Origin of the sequence: Agromyces fucosus, assembly GCF_004134865.1 — a bacterium.
Taxonomy (GTDB): Bacteria; Actinomycetota; Actinomycetes; order Actinomycetales; family Microbacteriaceae; genus Agromyces; species Agromyces fucosus.
Genome location: NZ_SDPO01000004.1, coordinates 1 through 15,995 on the forward strand (window position 1 = coordinate 1; position 15,995 = coordinate 15,995).

The window sequence follows — 15,995 nt, forward strand, 5'->3', positions numbered from 1 at the left end:
AGCTGGGGTTCAATAAAATTGGCATTGAACATAGTGCACGCTGTTGAGTTCTCAAGGAACGGACGCACCCGACAACCAACCCACAACAGGGCCGAACCACCGGAGCTCATCGTTCTCATCCGGCCATCCCACCAGGGACGCATCCGAACGCTTCAAACCCGGAAGAAAACACCTTCACAAGCTTGGGATCATCGTGCCAACTTGAGGATCAGAACCAGACGCTTCTCAGCAATCCCGCTCTGCGCTCCTGTGGGGCAACGAAGGATTACTTTACGCGGACACCACAACCAACCGCAAATCACCCATGCAACCCGGGCGTGTCGCACCCACAAACCCCTAAAACACAAGGCCCCGGGCACTCATCGACATGAATGACCGGGGCCCGGAACGAGGTCTGCGGCGACTATCCGACGAAGATGCCCGCGAGGGTCTTCTTGCCACGGCGCAGCACGGCCATGCCGCCGGCCTCGACATAGCTGTCGAGCGTCGCGGCGTCATCGTCGATGCGCACGTTGTTCAGCGACACTCCACCTTGGGCAACAGCGCGCCGGCCCTCGCTCTGACTCGAAACGAGCCCGGTGTCGACGAGGAGCTGGACGATCGAGGCATCCGTCGCCGCCGTGGTGTTCGGAAGCTCGCGAAGCGCGGCCTCGAGGGTCGCGGGGTCGAGCGCGGCGAGATCGCCTTGGCCGAACAGTGCGCGCGATGCATCGATCACAGCCTGCGTGGCTTCCGCTCCATGCACGAGGGTGGTGACCTCGGTCGCGAGCACCTTCTGCGCCTCGCGCTTGAACGGCTCGGTCGAGACGAGGGACTCGAGCTCCTCGATGCGCTCCCGGCTGAGGAACGTGAAGATCTTCAGGCGCGAGATCACGTCGGCATCGTCGGTGTTGAGCCAGAACTGGTAGAACGCGTACGGGCTGCACATCGAGGCATCCAGCCAGATGGCGTTGCCCTCGCTCTTGCCGAACTTCGTGCCGTCGGAGTTCGTGACGAGGGGGGTGCCGATCGCATGAACGCTCGCGCCCTCGACCTTGTGGATGAGATCCGTGCCGCTCGTGAGGTTGCCCCACTGGTCGCTGCCGCCCGTCTGCAACACGCAGCCGTACTGGCGGTAGAGCTCGAGGTAGTCGAAGCCCTGCAGGATCTGGTAGCTGAACTCGGTGTAGCTGATGCCGGCGTCGGAGTTCAGGCGCGACGCCACCGCATCCTTCTTCAACATCGTGCCGACGCGGTAGTGCTTGCCGATCTCGCGCAGGAAGTCGATGGCGGAGAGCCCGCCGGTCCAATCGAGGTTGTTGACGAGCCGAACCGCGTTGTCGCCCTCTCCCGAGAGGAACCGCGAGACCTGGCCCTGCAGGTAGCCGACCCACTCGGCGACGGTCTCCTTCGTGTTCAGCGTGCGCTCGGCCGTCGGCCGAGGATCGCCGATCAGGCCCGTCGAACCGCCGACGAGGCCGAGCGGCTTGTGACCGGCGAGCTGGAGACGGCGCATCGTCAGCAGCTGCACGAGATTGCCGAGGTGCAGGCTCGGTGCTGTCGGGTCGAACCCGCAGTAATACGTGATCGGCTCGCCCGAGAGCAGCTCTTTCAGCGCAGCCTGGTCGGTCGACACGTGCACGAGGCCGCGCCAGACGAGCTCCTCCCAGACGTCTGCGAAGGAGGCGTCGTTCTGCTGGGATTCGAGGATCACTGGGTCTGACACTCCGTCAGGGTATCAGCGAGTGGATTAGGTTCCATCTCTAACCGATTCGTGATTAATGTTGTATGCTTATTCACTAGCAGATGAAGGCTGCAACCTGAAGGAGCCACATGATCGTCGTCACCGCGGACCAGGTCGCGAGCCGCACGAACGCCGATCTCGCCGGCGCCGAGCGGGACCGCATCCAGCGCGACCACGGCGAGAAGCTGCTCCTGCCGGTCGCGCGCAACGCAGGAGACGAGATCCAGCTGCTCACCCGCGACGCTCGCACCGTCGTGGAGGTCGTCTTCGAACTCACCCGCGACGGCGCCTGGAGCGTCGGCATCGGATGCGGTGACGTGCGGGACCCGCTTCCGTCGGACATCCGGGAGGCGAGCGGCGAGGCGTTCTTCGCCGCTCGCGACGCGGTCGAGCGTGCGAAGAAGAGTTCGCCCCGGCTCGCGATCGAGGCGGCGCACGACGATGCCGAACACGTCGAGTCGCTGTTCAAGCTCGCCCTCCTCCTGCGCGAGCGCAGATCGGAACAGGGCTGGGAGGTCTACGACCGCATCGTGGCAGGTGCCATGCAGTCGCAGATCGCCGACGAGCTCGGCGTGAGCGCGCCGGCGATCAGCTCGCGCATGAAGTCGGCCAATATCCGTGCGGAGCTCGACGCTGTGCCGGCGCTCGCTAGGCTGCTCGAGAACCTCGACAGCTCGACGGGAGCCCGCGCATGAACCTCTTCGTCATCGCCGATGCCATCACCTGGTCCGCCCTGGTGATGTCGCTGGTCGCCGCGGCGGCACTCTCGGTGCTCGCCTACCTGCGACCGCGCCGTGCCTACATCTGGTTCGCGGCGGGCACGCTCGGCGTCGCGCTGCTCGCAGCGGCATCGGCGACCGGGCCGGCCCAATTCGGCCTGGCCCCCCTCATCACCGTGCTCGGCCTCACCGTCGCCGTCTTCGGCGGCAGCCCGGCCGCGGCCACGGCGCTCGACCTCGCGATGGGCGGCACCGTCGCACCCGGCCTCCACGGCGGCATCATCGTCGCCGAGAAACGGTCGGCGGACGAGGAGCATCGCGGCGTGCAGGCCGCCACCAGGCGCGAGGTGCTGCGCGGCGGGCTCACGATCGGCGTGCTCGAACGCGTCGCCTCGGCCGGCGCGATCATCGCCGGATTCCCGGAGGCGCTCGCGATCGTCGTCGCGATCAAGGGCGTGGGGCGCTTCACCGAACTCGAGGCACCTGAAGCGCGCGAACGATTCATCATCGGCACCTTCGCGAGCCTCATCTGGGCCTGCGCGGGCGCACTCGTCGTGCATCTCGCGTTGAGCTGAGCCTCGTCGAGCGCAGCGGATGTCGCGCGCCCGCGCTGCTCACTCCGCGGCGAGCTTGTGGCGCCGGTACGGCGAGACCCCCTCGTCGCCGGGGAGCCAGAACCGCCACGGGTACTGCGACCCGCCGCCTTCACCGCCGACGCCAGTGCGCGGGCCGCTCGCGGAATGCAGGGCCGTCGCCGGCACTTGCAGCGCGAACGGCGGGGACAGCAGATCGCTGCCGCCCGCCTCCAGCGGCACTCCGAGGGCTTTCGCGAGCCTGCCGGGGCCCCTGGCGAGGTCGCGATCGCTCACACCGGGCCGACGGCTCCTCGCGAGCTCGAGTCCGTCGACGATCGTGGCCCCGCGCATCAGGACGCCCGACGAGGTTCCGGCGGGCCGGGCGACGATGTTCAGGCAGACGTGCATGCCGTAACTGAAGTACGCGTACAGGTGCCCCGGCGCACCGAACATGACCTCGTTGCGCGGGGTGCGGCCACGGAATGCATGGGAACCGGGATCCTCGCCGACGCCTCGGTACGCCTCGACCTCCGAGAGCCGGATCGCCACCCGTCCGTCGGGGGCGTCGTAGCTCAGCACCGCTCCGAGGAGGAGCGGTGCGAGCACGACGGGGTCCTGTGCGAAGAACTCCCGGTCGGGGGTGACGAGTCCGCTCAGCTGCGCGCCTCCGCGCTGTGCGCCGCCGGGCTGTGCGCCTCAGGGAGGCTCCCGACGAGATGCCGCACGCGGTCGGCGAGCTGGGAGAACTGCTCGGCGACGCGCACCGGCGCCGTGCCGCCGATGCCGTCGCGGCTCGCGACGGATCCCTCGACCGTCAGCACCTCCCGCACCTCGGGCGTGAGGTGCGGCGAGATCGTCGCGAGGGCTGCGTCGTCGACCTCGTCGAGCTCGAGCGAGTGCTCCTCGGCGTACCGGACGAGGGCGCCGGTGATCTCGTGGGCGTCGCGGAACGGCACCCGCCGCTTCACGAGCCACTCCGCGACATCCGTGGCCAAGGAGAACCCGGCAGGCGCGAGCTCGGCCATGCGCTCGGTGTGGAAGGTCAGCGTCGCCATCATTCCCGTGAACGCCGGCAGCAGCACCTCGAGCGTCTCGACGGAGTCGAAGACGGGCTCCTTGTCCTCCTGCAGGTCGCGGTTGTACGCGAGCGGCAGCGCCTTCAGCGTCGCGAGGAGCCCCGTCAGGTTGCCGATGAGACGGCCCGACTTGCCCCGCGCGAGCTCGGCGATGTCGGGATTCTTCTTCTGCGGCATGATGGACGACCCGGTCGAGTAGCCGTCGTGCAGCGTGACGAAGCCGAACTCCCGGGTGTTCCAGAGGATGATCTCCTCCGCGAATCGCGAGAGATCGATTCCGATCATCGCCGTCACGAACGCGAACTCGGCGACGACGTCGCGGCTCGCGGTGCCGTCGATGGAATTCTCGGCGGGACGGGCCAGGCCGAGGTCGCGGGCGACGGATGCCGCGTCGAGACCGAGCGTCGACCCGGCGAGGGCTCCCCCGCCGTACGGCGAGACATCCGCTCGCTTCGTCCAGTCGACGAGCCGTTCAAGATCCCGCGAGAGCGCCCACGCGTGGGCGAGCAGGTGGTGGGCGAGCAGCACGGGCTGCGCGTGTTGCAGGTGCGTGCGCCCCGGCATGATCGCGGTGCGGTGCGCATCGGCCTGCGCGGCGAGCGCGTCGATGAGGTGCACGAGGTCGCGCCCGATGGTCGCTGCATGGTCTTTCAGGTACAGGCGCACGAGCGTGGCGATCTGGTCGTTGCGGCTGCGTCCCGCGCGGAGCTTGCCGCCGAGCTCGGGGCCGACGATCGTGATCAACGCCGCCTCGAGGGCTCCGTGGACGTCTTCATCGGCATCGCTTGCGACGATCTCGCCCGAGATCACTCGGCCCTCGAGGGTGTCGAGCCCGGCGAGCATGGCCTCGAGCTCGTCGGCTTCGAGATACCCCGCCGCAGCGAGCGCGCGAGCGTGCGCACGGGATCCCGCGAGGTCGTAGCCCGCGAGCTGCCAGTCGAAGTGGGTGGACTTCGAGAGCCGCTGCAGCTCGGGCGACGGACCGCTCGCGAATCGGGCGCCCCAGAGCGAGCCCTCGTTGGTGCCGTGCGCGTCGTTCGCGTCGTCGGCGCGAGTGTTGTCGTCGGTGCCGTTCACGTCGCTCATCAGGCGTCCTTCCTCGCGAGCAGCCACACGAGCAGCGCCTTCTGCGCGTGCAGGCGGTTCTCGGCCTCGTCCCAGATGATCGACTGCGGGCCGTCGATCACGTCGGCACTCACCTCGTAGCCGCGATCGGCGGGCAGGCAGTGCATGAACACCGCATCGGATGCCGCGAGCGACATGAGTTCGGCATCGACCTGGTACGAGCCGAAGGTGGCGACGCGATGCGCCTTCTCCTCCTCTTTGCCCATCGACACCCAGGTGTCGGTGACGACGACATCGACGCCCGTGACGGACTCGCGAGCGTCGGTGACGACGGCGACGGAACCGCCGGTGGTCGCCGCGATGCGCTCGGCATCTGCCACGACGGATGCCTCGGGGGCGAACTCCGCCGGAGCCGCGACGCGCACGTGCATGCCCGCGGTGGCGCCGGCGAGCAGGTAGGACTGCGCCATGTTGCTGCGGCCGTCGCCGAGGAAAGTGAGGGTGAGCCCGGCGAGCCGGCCCTTGTGCTCGCGGATCGTGAGCAGGTCGGCGAGCAGCTGGCACGGGTGGAAGTCGTCGGACAGCGCGTTGACGACGGGCACCGTGGTGCCCGCGGCCATCTCTTCGAGCCCCGACTGGGCATAGGTGCGCCACACGATCGCCGAGACCATGCGCTCGAGCACGCGAGCGGTGTCGGAGGGGGTCTCCTTTCCGCCGAGCTGGCTGTTCGCGGTCGAGATGATGAGCGGCGAGCCGCCCAAGTCGGCAATGCCGACGGCGAACGACACGCGCGTGCGCGTCGAGGACTTGTCGAAGATCACGGCGACGGTCTGCGGGCCGGCGAGCGGCGTCTGCGACCAGCGGTCGGCCTTGAGCTGCTCCGCGAGATCGAGGATCTCGGTCTGCTCGGCCTGGGTCAGGTCGTCGTCCCGGAGGAAGTGGCGGGTCATGTGGTGCGTCCGTTCGTGGGGAGGTCGGTCGGGTCAGTACGGGTGTGCATCGGCGAGGGCGCGAGTGAAGCGCGTCTCGAACTCGTCGATCTCGGCATCGCCGATGATGAGCGGCGGCGCGATGCGGATGGTGGTGTCGTTGGCGGCGTTCACGATCAGGCCGTGACGCATGGCGTGGGCGACGACGTCGCCGGCGACCGGCGCGGAGAGCGCCACGCCGACGAGGAGTCCGCGGCCCCGCGTGCCCTCGACGAGCGGCGAACCGATCGCCTCGATGCGCCGGCGCAACTGCGGGCCGCGCACGGCGGCGTTGTCGACGAGGCCGGCGCGCTCGATCTCGCCGAGCACGGCGTTCGCGACGGCGGTCGCGAGCGGATTGCCGCCGAACGTCGATCCGTGATGGCCCTTCTGGTAGAGCCCGGAGGCGCGGCCGAACGTGATGAGACCGCCGATCGGCATGCCGCCGCCGATGCCCTTCGCAACCGTGATCGCGTCGGGCGTGATGCCGGCGTGCTGGAATCCGAACCACTCGCCGGTGCGCCCGGCACCGGTCTGGATCTCGTCGATGACGAGCAGCGCGCCATGGCGGAGCGTCAGCTCGCGCGCGGCCTCGAGGAAGCCCGGCGGGAGCTCGACGACGCCGGCCTCGCCCTGGATGGGCTCGACGAAGACGGCCGCGACCGCGTCGTCGATGGATGCCTCGAGGGCCTCGATCGTGGCGGGGATGTGCTCAACTCCCCCGGCCATCGGCTCGAACGGCGCCCGCATGTGCGGCTTGCCGGTCAGGGCCAGCGACCCCATCGTGCGCCCGTGGAAGGCGTCGACGAGCGCGATCACGCGGGTGCGCGCGCCGCCGGAGTTGTTCAGGCGGGCGAGCTTGAACGCCGCCTCGTTGGCTTCTGCGCCCGAGTTGCCGAACCAGGCGCGCCCGTCGGGCCCGGCACCGGCGAGGCGCACGAGCCGCTCGGCGAGTTCGAGCGCGGGCTCGGTCGTGAAGTAGTTCGACACGTGCGCGAGCTTCGACGCTTGTGCCGTCACCGCCTCGACGAAGACAGGATGCGCGTGGCCGAGGGAGTTCACCGCGATACCGGCGAGGAAGTCGAGGTACGTCGTGCCCGCGGCATCCGTCACCCACGCACCCGACCCGTGCTCGAGCTTCGCGAGCGGCATGCCGATGGAGCGCATGATGCGCTGGTCGAACCGCAGCTGCCAGTCGTTCATGCCGCCACCACCTCCGTGCCGATGCCCGATTGCGTGAAGACCTCGAGGAGGATCGAGTGCGGCACGCGGCCGTCGATGATCGCGGCCTTCGCGACACCGCCCTCGACGGCTTCGAGGCACGCAGCCATCTTCGGGATCATGCCCGACTCGAGGCTCGGCAGCAGTTCGATGAGCGAGGGCACGTCGATGACCGAGACGAGCGAGTCCCGGTTCGGCCAGTCGCGGTAGAGGCCCGCGACGTCGGTGAGGATCACGAGCTTCGCCGCGCCGAGTGCGACCGCGAGCGATGCTGCTGCCGAGTCCGCGTTGACGTTGAGCGACTGCCCGGTGACGTCGCCATCGGGTGCGATCGAGGAGACCACGGGGATGCGCTCGGCGTCGAGCTCGGCGAGCACCGCGGCCGGGTCGACGGCGATGACGTCGCCGACGAGCCCGAGGTCGACCTCTTCGCCGTCGACGACCGCGCCGCGCCGTCGACCCGTGAAGAGCCCGGCGTCTTCGCCCGAAAGGCCCGACGCCAGCGGCCCGTGCTCGTTGATGAGCGAGACGAGTTCACGGTTGACCTGGCCCGAGAGCACCATACGCACGACGTCCATCGTCTCGGGCGTCGTCACGCGGTAGCCGCCGCGGAACTCGCTCGGAATGCCGAGCCGCTCGAGCATCGCCGAGATCTGCGGGCCGCCGCCGTGCACCACGACCGGCTTGATGCCCGCGTACCGCAGGTAGACCATGTCTTCCGCGAACGCGCGCTGCAGCTCGGGGCTGACCATGGCGTTGCCGCCGAACTTGACGACGATCGTCTCGCCGTGGAATCGCTTCAGCCAGGGCAGCGAATCGATGAGCACCTGGGCTTTCGCGGCGGCGTCGTTCGTGTCTTCTGATTCTGTCTCGTCGCTCATGCTCAACTCGCGTAGGCGCTGTTCTCGTGCACGTAGTCGTGCGTGAGATCGTTCGTGAAGATGGTGGCGGATGCCTCGCCGGCATGCAGCTCGATGAGCACGTGCGTGGCACGCGGCGTGAGGTCGACCTGGTCGCGCGGGGCGTCAGGGCGACCGGCGTGGCAGACGCGCACCCCGTTCATCGAGACGTCGACGAGGTACGGGTCGAACGGCGCGCTCGTGGTGCCGATCGCGGCGAGCACCCGGCCCCAGTTGGGGTCGTTGCCGAAGATCGCCGCCTTGAAGAGGTTGTTGCGGGCGACGGAACGGCCGACCTCGACCGCGTCGTCTTCGGTGACCGCGCCGACGACCTCGATCGCGATGTCGTGGCTCGCGCCCTCGGCATCCGCTTGGAGCTGCAATGCGAGGCTCCGGCAGGCCTCGGTGAGGGCCGCGGTGAACTCTGCGAGATCGGGCGTGACGCCCGAGGCACCGGAGGCGAGCAGCGAGACCTGGTCGTTCGTCGACATGCAGCCGTCGGAGTCGAGCCGGTCGAAGGTCACGCGCGTGGCGGAGCGGAGCGCGAGGTCGAGGGCACCGGCCGGCAACGCGGCATCCGTCGTGAGGACCACCAGCATCGTCGCGAGGCCGGGTGCCAGCATGCCCGCGCCCTTCGCGATGCCGCCGATGGACCAGCCGTCACCCTCGACGACGACCTGCTTCGGCGTCGTGTCGGTCGTCATGATCGCGCGAGCCGCGTCGTCGCCGCCGTCGGTCGCGAGACGGGCGATCGCCGAGACGACACCCTCTTCGAGCACCTCGCCGTCGAGCTGGTCGCCGATGAGACCGGTCGAGCAGACGAGCACGTCGCCGGCCGCGATGCCGAGGCCCGACGCGACGGCCTCGGCCGTGCGGTGCGTGACCTGGAAGCCCTCGGGGCCGGTGAAGCAGTTGGCGCCGCCGGAGTTCAGCACGATCGCCGAGACGATGCCGTCGGCCGCGACCTGCTTCGACCAGATGATCGGGTTCGCCTGCGCGCGGTTCGAGGTGAAGACGACTGCGGCCTCCTGCGCCGGGCCGCGATTCACGACGAGTGCGAGGTCGAGTGCTCCCGAGCGCTTGATGCCCGCCGCGATGCCGGCGGCTTCGAATCCCTGCGGTTGGGTGACGGTCACGGGGCGACTCCGTTCACGGGGAGCCCGGTCGACTCGGTGAGCCCGAGTGCGATGTTCGCGGACTGGATGGCGGCACCCGCGGTGCCCTTCACGAGGTTGTCGACGGCAGCGACCACGACGGCGCGGCCCGAGTTCTCGTCGACCTGGAGGCCGAGGAGCGCGGTGTTGGCGCCGAGCACGTCGGCGGTGCGCGGGAACTGGCCCTCGGGCAGCAACTGCACGAAGCGTTCGCCGGCATAGGCGTCCTCCCACGCGGCGCGGACCGCCGAGGCATCCGTGCCGGGCACGATGCGCGCCGTCGACGTCGCGAGGATGCCCCGCGACATCGGCACGATGACCGGAGTGAACGAGATGGTCGGGTTGCCACCCCCCGCCCAGCGCAGCGCCTGCTGGATCTCGGGGATGTGCCGGTGCACGCCGCCGACCGAGTAGGGATTCGCCGATCCGAGGATCTCCGAGCCGAGCAGGTGCGCCTTCAGGCTCTTGCCGGCTCCGGAGGGGCCGACGGCGAGGACCGACACGACATCGGACGCCTCGATGACCCCGGCGCGGATGCCGGGCGCGAGCGACAATGCGACGGTCGACGCGTTGCAGCCCGGGGCCGCGATGCGCTTCGTCTTCGCGAGCCGGTCGCGCTGCGTGCCCGACAGGCGCGGCAGTTCGGGCACGCCGTACGTCCACGCCCCGTGGAAGTCGCCACCGTAGAACGCGGCCCAATCGGACTTGCTCTCGAGGCGGTGGTCGGCACCGCAGTCGATGACGAGGGTCTCGGCCGGGAGCTGCGCGGCGATCGCACCGGAAGCCCCGTGCGGCAACGCGAGGAACACGATGTCGTGACCGGCGAGGTTCTCGGCCGTCGTGTCCTTCAGGGTGAGGTGCGTGTAGCTGCGCAGGTGCGGCTGCACCGCGATGAGCGGCTGGCCGGCGTTGGAGTGCGCGGTCACGGTGCGCACGTCGAAATCGGGATGATCGGCGAGGAGGCGAAGGATCTCGCCTCCGGCATAGCCGGACGCGCCGGAAACGGCGACGGTGAACGTCATGGTTCCACCTTAAAGGTCGGAGTGGTCGAGTGACTCCCGGCGACGCTCACGACCTGAATGGTCGAGGAGGTCGAGGGATGGCTCCGGCGACACCTGCTTCGGCTTCGTTGCCGCATGCCGGGGTCGCCTAGAGTCGGCGCTCGCCACGACGTCGGCTGCGCACCACGACGACACGCGAGATGCGTGCGGGGGCTGCGAACCGAGCGGCGGACATACAAGCGACCCTAGCCGGGGCAGGTCGCGCTGCGCAAACGCATGACCGGCTGGCGTCGCGGCCATCTCCGAAACGAGGAGATCTGCGATTCCGAGGGCGGATCGGAGCTCGATCACCCTCTGAATCGCAGATCTCCTCGGAATCGCGCGCGATCAGCGGATCAGGCGACAGGGTTCACTCGCGGATGGTCGCCCCGAAGCGCTCGTTCGCGAGCGCCGCACCGGCGAGCTTCGCCTCGCTCGCCTCCGCGGCCGTCAATGTGCGATCGTCGGCGCGGAACCTGAGCGCGAACGTCAGGCTCTTCGCGTCGGCGGGCACGCCCTGGCCGCGGTAGTCGTCGACGATCGAGAGCTGCTCGAGCAGCGCGCCCGCTCCCTCGCGGATCGCCGCGGCGACCTCCGCGGCCGCGACTCCGACGGGCACGATGAGCGAGAGGTCCTGCGTCGCGGCGGGCATCGTGTCGATCGTGCGCGCCTCCAGAGCGGCATCGGTCAGCGCGATGACGGCGTCGAGATCGAGCTCGACGACCGCGACGACGCGTGGCAGGTCGGCTTCGATCGCGAGCGCCGGCAGCAGTTCACCGGCGAAACCGACGAGCGTGCCGTCGACGCGCAGCTCGGCCGTGCGTCCGGGGTGCATCGCCCGGTGAGAACCCTGCGAAACGTCGATACGGGCACCGGTCGCGAGCTCGACCTGGCGCACGATGTCGAGCGCATCCGCGATACCGGCCGGAACCGCGGGCTGACCCGGCTGCTTCGCCACGGTGTCGCCGAGGATGAGCGCACCGAGATGGCGCGGCTGCGGCGGGATGCCGGCGTCGAGCGCCGCGAGCAGCTCGTCGCTCGGCTTCGCGTTGCCCGCCGGCAGCTCGAGCGACCCGTAGCTGCGCCCCGGCTCGGGCAGGAACACCGTGCCGATCTCGAACAGGTCGAGGTCGGTGAGACCCCGCGAGAGGTTGCGACGCGCGGCGCCGATCAGGCCGGGCACGAGCGAACGACGCAGGAACGGCACCGTCTGGTCGAGGGCGTTCGCGATGCGCACGGATGCCACGGGGGCACCGTCGGCGCTGCCGAACACGGCGTTGTCGGCCTCGGAGACGAACGGGAACGAGAGCACCTCGACCGATCCGGCTGCGGCGAGCGTGTCAGCGGTGCGCCGGCGCAGGCGCTGGGAGCGGGTGAGCCCGCGACCGGGCGGCGCGACGGGAAGCACCGACGGGATGCGGTCGTAGCCGATCAGGCGGGCGACCTCTTCGGCGAGCTCTTCGCGGCCGGTCAGGTCGGGTCGCCAGGCCGGCGGCACGACCGAGAAGCCGCCGTCGACGGCGGTGATGACGCCGCCGATCTCGGCGAGGGCATCGTGCACCTCGTCTTCGGTGTACTCGACGCCGATGATCGACGAGACGAAGCCCGCGGGAAGGAGGATCGCCTCGCGCGCCGGCGCGGTCGAGATGAGCGAGCCGCCTGCATCGGCGGTGCCGCCGGCGAGGTCGACCATGAGCTGCGCGACACGGGAGACGGCCGCGGCCGCGATCTCGGGGTCGACGCCGCGCTCGTAGCGCTTGGCCGCTTCGCTCGGCAGCTTGTGGCGACGTGCGGTGCGCGCGATCGACACCGGGTCCCAGTTGGCGGCCTCGACGAGCACGTTGCGCGTCTCGTCGCCCATCTCGGTCTCCGCGCCGCCCATGACGCCGCCGAGGCCGATCGGGCCGCGGTCGTCGGTGACGACGAGGTCTTCGACGTGGAGCGTGCGCTCCTTGCCGTCGAGCGTGGTGAACTTCTCCCCCACCGTGGCGCGCCGCACGACGATGCCGCCGCGGAGCTGGTCGAGGTCGTAGCCGTGGATCGGCTGGCCGAGCTCGAGCATGACGTAGTTCGTGATGTCGACGAGCAGCGAGATCGAGCGGATGCCGGCGAGCTTCAGCCGTGCGATCATCCACGCCGGCGTCGGGCGGGAGGCGTCGACGTCGCGCACGATGCGCGTGGCGAAGACCGAGGAGCCGATCTTGCCGCGGATCGGAGCCGCATCGTCGATCACGACGGAGAACGCGTCATCGGAGACATCCGCCGGCACAGCCTGCTCGACGGGGTCGCGGAAGCGGGCCCCCGTGGCGTGCGCGTACTCGCGAGCGACACCGCGGATGGAGAACGCGTAGCCGCGGTCGGGCGTGACGTTGATCTCGATCGCGGCGTCGTCGAGGCCGAGGAGCGTGATCGCGTCGGTGCCGACGGGTGCGTCGATGCCGAGCGTCGAGAGCCGCAGGATGCCGTCGTGGTCTTCACCGAGGCCGAGCTCGCGCGCCGAGGCGATCATGCCGTCGGAGACGTGACCGTAGGTCTTGCGGGCGGCGATCGGGAACGGGCCGGGCAGCACGGCGCCCGGCAGCGTCACGACGACCTTGTCGCCGACGAAGAAGTTGCGGGCACCGCAGACGATGCCGTGCACGGCGTCGCCGCCGTCGGCCGCCGTCTCACCCTCGGGGGCGACGCGCACCTGGCACCAGCGGATCGTCTTGCCGTTGGACTGCGGCTCCTCGACGAACTCGAGCACCTCGCCCACGACGATCGGGCCCTCGAGGTCGAACGTGTGCACGTCCTCCTCTTCGAGGCCGACCTTGACGAGTGCGGCGTGCACGTCTTCAGGCGTCGTGCCGGGCACGAGCTCGACGTACTCGGCGAGCCAGCTCAGTGGAACTCGCATCTTCTAGACCACCATTCCGAACTGCTGGGAGAAGCGGATGTCTCCCTCGACCATTTCGCGCATGTCCTGCACGTCGTTGCGGAGCATGAGCCCGCGCTCGATGCCCATGCCGAACGCGAACCCGGTGTAGACCTCGGGATCGATGCCGGCCGCCCTCAGCACATTGGGGTGCATCATGCCGCAGCCGCCCCACTCGATCCAGCGAGCGCCGCCCTTGAAGGTCGGGTGCCAGAAGTCGAGCTCGGCCGACGGCTCGGTGAAGGGGAAGAAGCTCGGGCGCAGGCGGATCTTCGCCTCGTCGCCGAAGATCGACTTCACGAAGTGGTCGAGGGTGCCCTTCAGGTGCGCCATCGTGAGGCCCTTGTCGACGGCGACGCCCTCGAACTGCATGAACACGGGCAGGTGCGTGGCGTCGAACTCGTCGGTTCGGTACACGCGGCCCGGTGCCAGCACGTAGAGCGGCAGCTCGCGCTCGAGCATCGAGCGGATCTGCACCGGGCTCGTGTGGGTGCGGAGCACGAGGTGCGACTCGGGCGGGTCGACGAAGAAGGTGTCCTGCATGGCGCGCGCCGGGTGGTCGGCGTCGAAGTTGAGCGCGTCGAAGTTGAACCACTCGCTCTCGACCTCTGGACCCTCGGCGACCTCCCAGCCCATGCCGGTGAACACGTCGCAGACCCGGTCTTGCAGCAGCGAGAGCGGATGCCGCGCGCCCGGCCGGTATCGCGACGCGAGCGCCGTGACATCCACCGTCTCGGCCGCGAGCTGTGCGGCCGCCTCGGCCTCGACGATCTCGGACTCGCGGGCGGCGAACGCCTGGTTCACCCGGCCGCGGGCACCCCCGACGAGCTTGCCGAGTGCGGCCTTCTGCTCGTTCGGGACGTTGCGGAGTTCGGCGTTCAGGAGCGCGAGGGCGGACTTCTCGCCCGTGTGCTCGGTGCGGACCTGCTTCAGCGCGGCGGAGTCGCCGGCCGATGCGATGGCCGCGAGGGCTGCATCGACCGCCGTCTGGACGGCGCTCTCGGTGATTTCACGGGGCTCGGACACGAGAACCGAGTCTACCGGCGCGATGCGACGCCCCGTGTCAGATCCTGCCGGGAGCGTTCCCCATCTGCCGCGCCGCCGCCGACGCCTCGGCGACCAGGATCGCCTGATTCGGGTTGTCGGGATCGAGCTTCGTCCCGCTCGACTTCGATGCCGTGCGCTTCGAGAGCCAGCGTGCGAACCACGACAGTGAGAGGTTCATGATCAGGTACAGCACGAGGGTGACGATGAAGAACGAGAACAGGTATCGGTTGCCGTAGAAGGTCGCAAGCTGGTACATGTTCAGCCGCAGCAGCTCGACGTAGCCGACGATCGCTCCGAGCGAGGTGTCCTTCAGGAGCACCACGAGCTGGGCGACGATGATCGGCAGCATCTGGCGGAACGCCTGCGGGAACTCGACGAGCATCTTCGACTGCAACGGACGCATGCCGAGGCTGAGTCCGGCTTCCCGCTGCCCGCGCGGCAGTGCTGCGAGCCCTGCTCGGAGCGCCTCCCCGATGATCGCACCGTTGTAGAGCGAGAGCGCCGCGACGACCGCCCAGAAGGCACCGGTGTTCAGCACGAGGAGGATGAAGAGCATCATGAGCAGCACGGGCATGCCGCGCACGAACTCGAGCACGACCGCGGTGGGGATCCTGATCCACGCGATGGCGGAGCTCCGCATGAGCGACAGCAGGATGCCGAGTGCGATCGCGAACACCGATGCCGTGAGCGCCGCACTGAGCGTGGCCCAGACGCCGGCGGTGAGGATGCGGCTCCACAAGGCGGGGTCGGCGAAGATGTCCCATCGACTCGGGTCGAAGTAGCCGGGAAGCGTGATGCCGCCGCTCTCGCGCGGCGCCGCGAGGGTCATCACGATCCAGGCGAGGCCGGCGAGGATGAGGACGCCGGCGACGATCGACGAGATCAGCGACCGACGACGCGCCTTCGGGCCCGGGGCGTCGAAGAGGACGCTCGTTCCGCTCATCGCTGCACCACCCATTTGCGCTCGAGTTGGGCTGCGACCGCACCGAGCGGGATGGTGATCGCAAGATAGAAGGTCGCTGCACCGAGGAGGATCGCGATGACGGCATCGCCGTTCGCGTTCGCGAGTTCACGCGTGCCGGCGAACAGCTCGAAGACGAAGAAGGCGCCCGCGACTGAGGTGTTCTTCGTGAGGGCGATGAAGACGTTGATGAGCGGCGGGATCGTCATGCGGAAGGCCTGCGGCAGCACGATGAGGCCCACGGTCTGTCCGAAACCGAGGCCCACGCTCCGCGCGGCCTCCGCCTGCCCGATCGGCACGCCGTTGATGCCCGACCGCAGCGCCTCGGCCACGAACGGTGAGGTGTAGACCGCGAGGCCGATCATCGCCGCCGTTGCGAATTCGAGCCGCGATCCGAGGATGGGCAGCACGACCGCGCAGAAGAAGAGCACGAGGGTCAGCGGGGTGTTCCGCACGAGCTCGGTGTAGACCGTTGCGAAGCCGCGCAGTGAGGCCACCGGCGAGATGCGCATCGCCGCGATGATCGTGCCGAGCACGAGCGCCGAGAGGCCGCTCACGCCGAGCAGCAGCAAGGTCATGCTGAAGCCGCGCCAGTACGTCGGCAGGTTCTCGATGACGGCGTCCACGCGTCTC

General features: G+C 69.4%; 14 protein-coding genes. 2 read left to right on the plus strand and 12 right to left on the minus strand.

Annotation, left to right across the window (positions count from 1 at the left end):
• Positions 1-403: 403 nt before the first annotated feature.
• Positions 404-1,705, minus strand: coding sequence for a tyrosine--tRNA ligase (tyrS, locus tag ESP57_RS15495; protein WP_129232199.1), 1,302 nt, complete (start codon positions 1,703-1,705; stop codon positions 404-406).
• A 107-nt stretch (positions 1,706-1,812) separates the two neighbouring features.
• On the opposite strand from tyrS, the gene ESP57_RS15500 reads away from it, so the two are divergent.
• Positions 1,813-2,418: a hypothetical protein gene (locus ESP57_RS15500; RefSeq protein WP_056013458.1), complete on the plus strand. Its 606-nt coding sequence runs from the start codon at positions 1,813-1,815 to the stop codon at positions 2,416-2,418.
• The gene (locus ESP57_RS15505) at positions 2,415-3,017 is read left to right on the plus strand and encodes a hypothetical protein (RefSeq protein ID WP_129232200.1); all 603 of its coding nucleotides are present in this window, start codon (positions 2,415-2,417) and stop codon (positions 3,015-3,017) included. Before ESP57_RS15500 ends, ESP57_RS15505 begins: the two co-directional genes overlap by 4 nt.
• Positions 3,018-3,056: 39 nt before the next feature.
• Here the strand turns inward: ESP57_RS15505 and ESP57_RS15510 are convergent, their stop codons facing one another.
• The 11 genes from ESP57_RS15510 to ESP57_RS15560 form a co-directional block, all read right to left on the minus strand.
• Positions 3,057-3,674 (minus strand): DNA-3-methyladenine glycosylase, encoded by a 618-nt coding sequence (locus ESP57_RS15510; protein ID WP_129232201.1) that lies wholly within the window; start codon positions 3,672-3,674, stop codon positions 3,057-3,059.
• Positions 3,671-5,179, minus strand: coding sequence for an argininosuccinate lyase (gene argH, locus ESP57_RS15515; protein WP_129232202.1), 1,509 nt, complete (start codon positions 5,177-5,179; stop codon positions 3,671-3,673). The genes ESP57_RS15510 and argH overlap by 4 nt, the downstream gene beginning before the upstream one ends.
• A complete protein-coding gene (argF, locus tag ESP57_RS15520) occupies positions 5,179-6,108 on the minus strand; it encodes an ornithine carbamoyltransferase (RefSeq protein WP_056013471.1) in 930 nt (309 codons plus the stop codon). Before argF ends, argH begins: the two co-directional genes overlap by 1 nt.
• Positions 6,109-6,141: 33 nt before the next feature.
• The gene (locus ESP57_RS15525) at positions 6,142-7,329 is read right to left on the minus strand and encodes an acetylornithine transaminase (protein WP_056013474.1); all 1,188 of its coding nucleotides are present in this window, start codon (positions 7,327-7,329) and stop codon (positions 6,142-6,144) included.
• Complete coding sequence (argB, locus tag ESP57_RS15530) at positions 7,326-8,228, minus strand: acetylglutamate kinase (RefSeq protein WP_056013477.1); 903 nt, start codon at positions 8,226-8,228, stop codon at positions 7,326-7,328. Before argB ends, ESP57_RS15525 begins: the two co-directional genes overlap by 4 nt.
• A 2-nt stretch (positions 8,229-8,230) precedes the next feature.
• Positions 8,231-9,382 (minus strand): bifunctional glutamate N-acetyltransferase/amino-acid acetyltransferase ArgJ, encoded by a 1,152-nt coding sequence (argJ, locus tag ESP57_RS15535; protein WP_129232203.1) that lies wholly within the window; start codon positions 9,380-9,382, stop codon positions 8,231-8,233.
• Entirely contained in the window at positions 9,379-10,422 is a 1,044-nt protein-coding gene (gene argC, locus ESP57_RS15540; RefSeq protein ID WP_115962686.1) for an N-acetyl-gamma-glutamyl-phosphate reductase, read from the minus strand. Before argC ends, argJ begins: the two co-directional genes overlap by 4 nt.
• Positions 10,423-10,810: 388 nt before the next feature.
• Positions 10,811-13,336 (minus strand): phenylalanine--tRNA ligase subunit beta, encoded by a 2,526-nt coding sequence (gene pheT / locus ESP57_RS15545; protein ID WP_056013486.1) that lies wholly within the window; start codon positions 13,334-13,336, stop codon positions 10,811-10,813.
• Positions 13,337-13,339: 3 nt separating this feature from the next.
• Positions 13,340-14,380, minus strand: a complete 1,041-nt coding sequence (gene pheS, locus ESP57_RS15550; RefSeq protein ID WP_056013489.1) for a phenylalanine--tRNA ligase subunit alpha — start codon at positions 14,378-14,380, stop codon at positions 13,340-13,342.
• Positions 14,381-14,417: 37 nt separating this feature from the next.
• On the minus strand, positions 14,418-15,344 hold the full coding sequence (locus ESP57_RS15555) for an amino acid ABC transporter permease (protein WP_056013493.1): 927 nt from the start codon (positions 15,342-15,344) through the stop codon (positions 14,418-14,420).
• A complete protein-coding gene (locus ESP57_RS15560; RefSeq protein WP_056013498.1) occupies positions 15,341-15,988 on the minus strand; it encodes an amino acid ABC transporter permease in 648 nt (215 codons plus the stop codon). Before ESP57_RS15560 ends, ESP57_RS15555 begins: the two co-directional genes overlap by 4 nt.
• Positions 15,989-15,995: the final 7 nt, after the last annotated feature.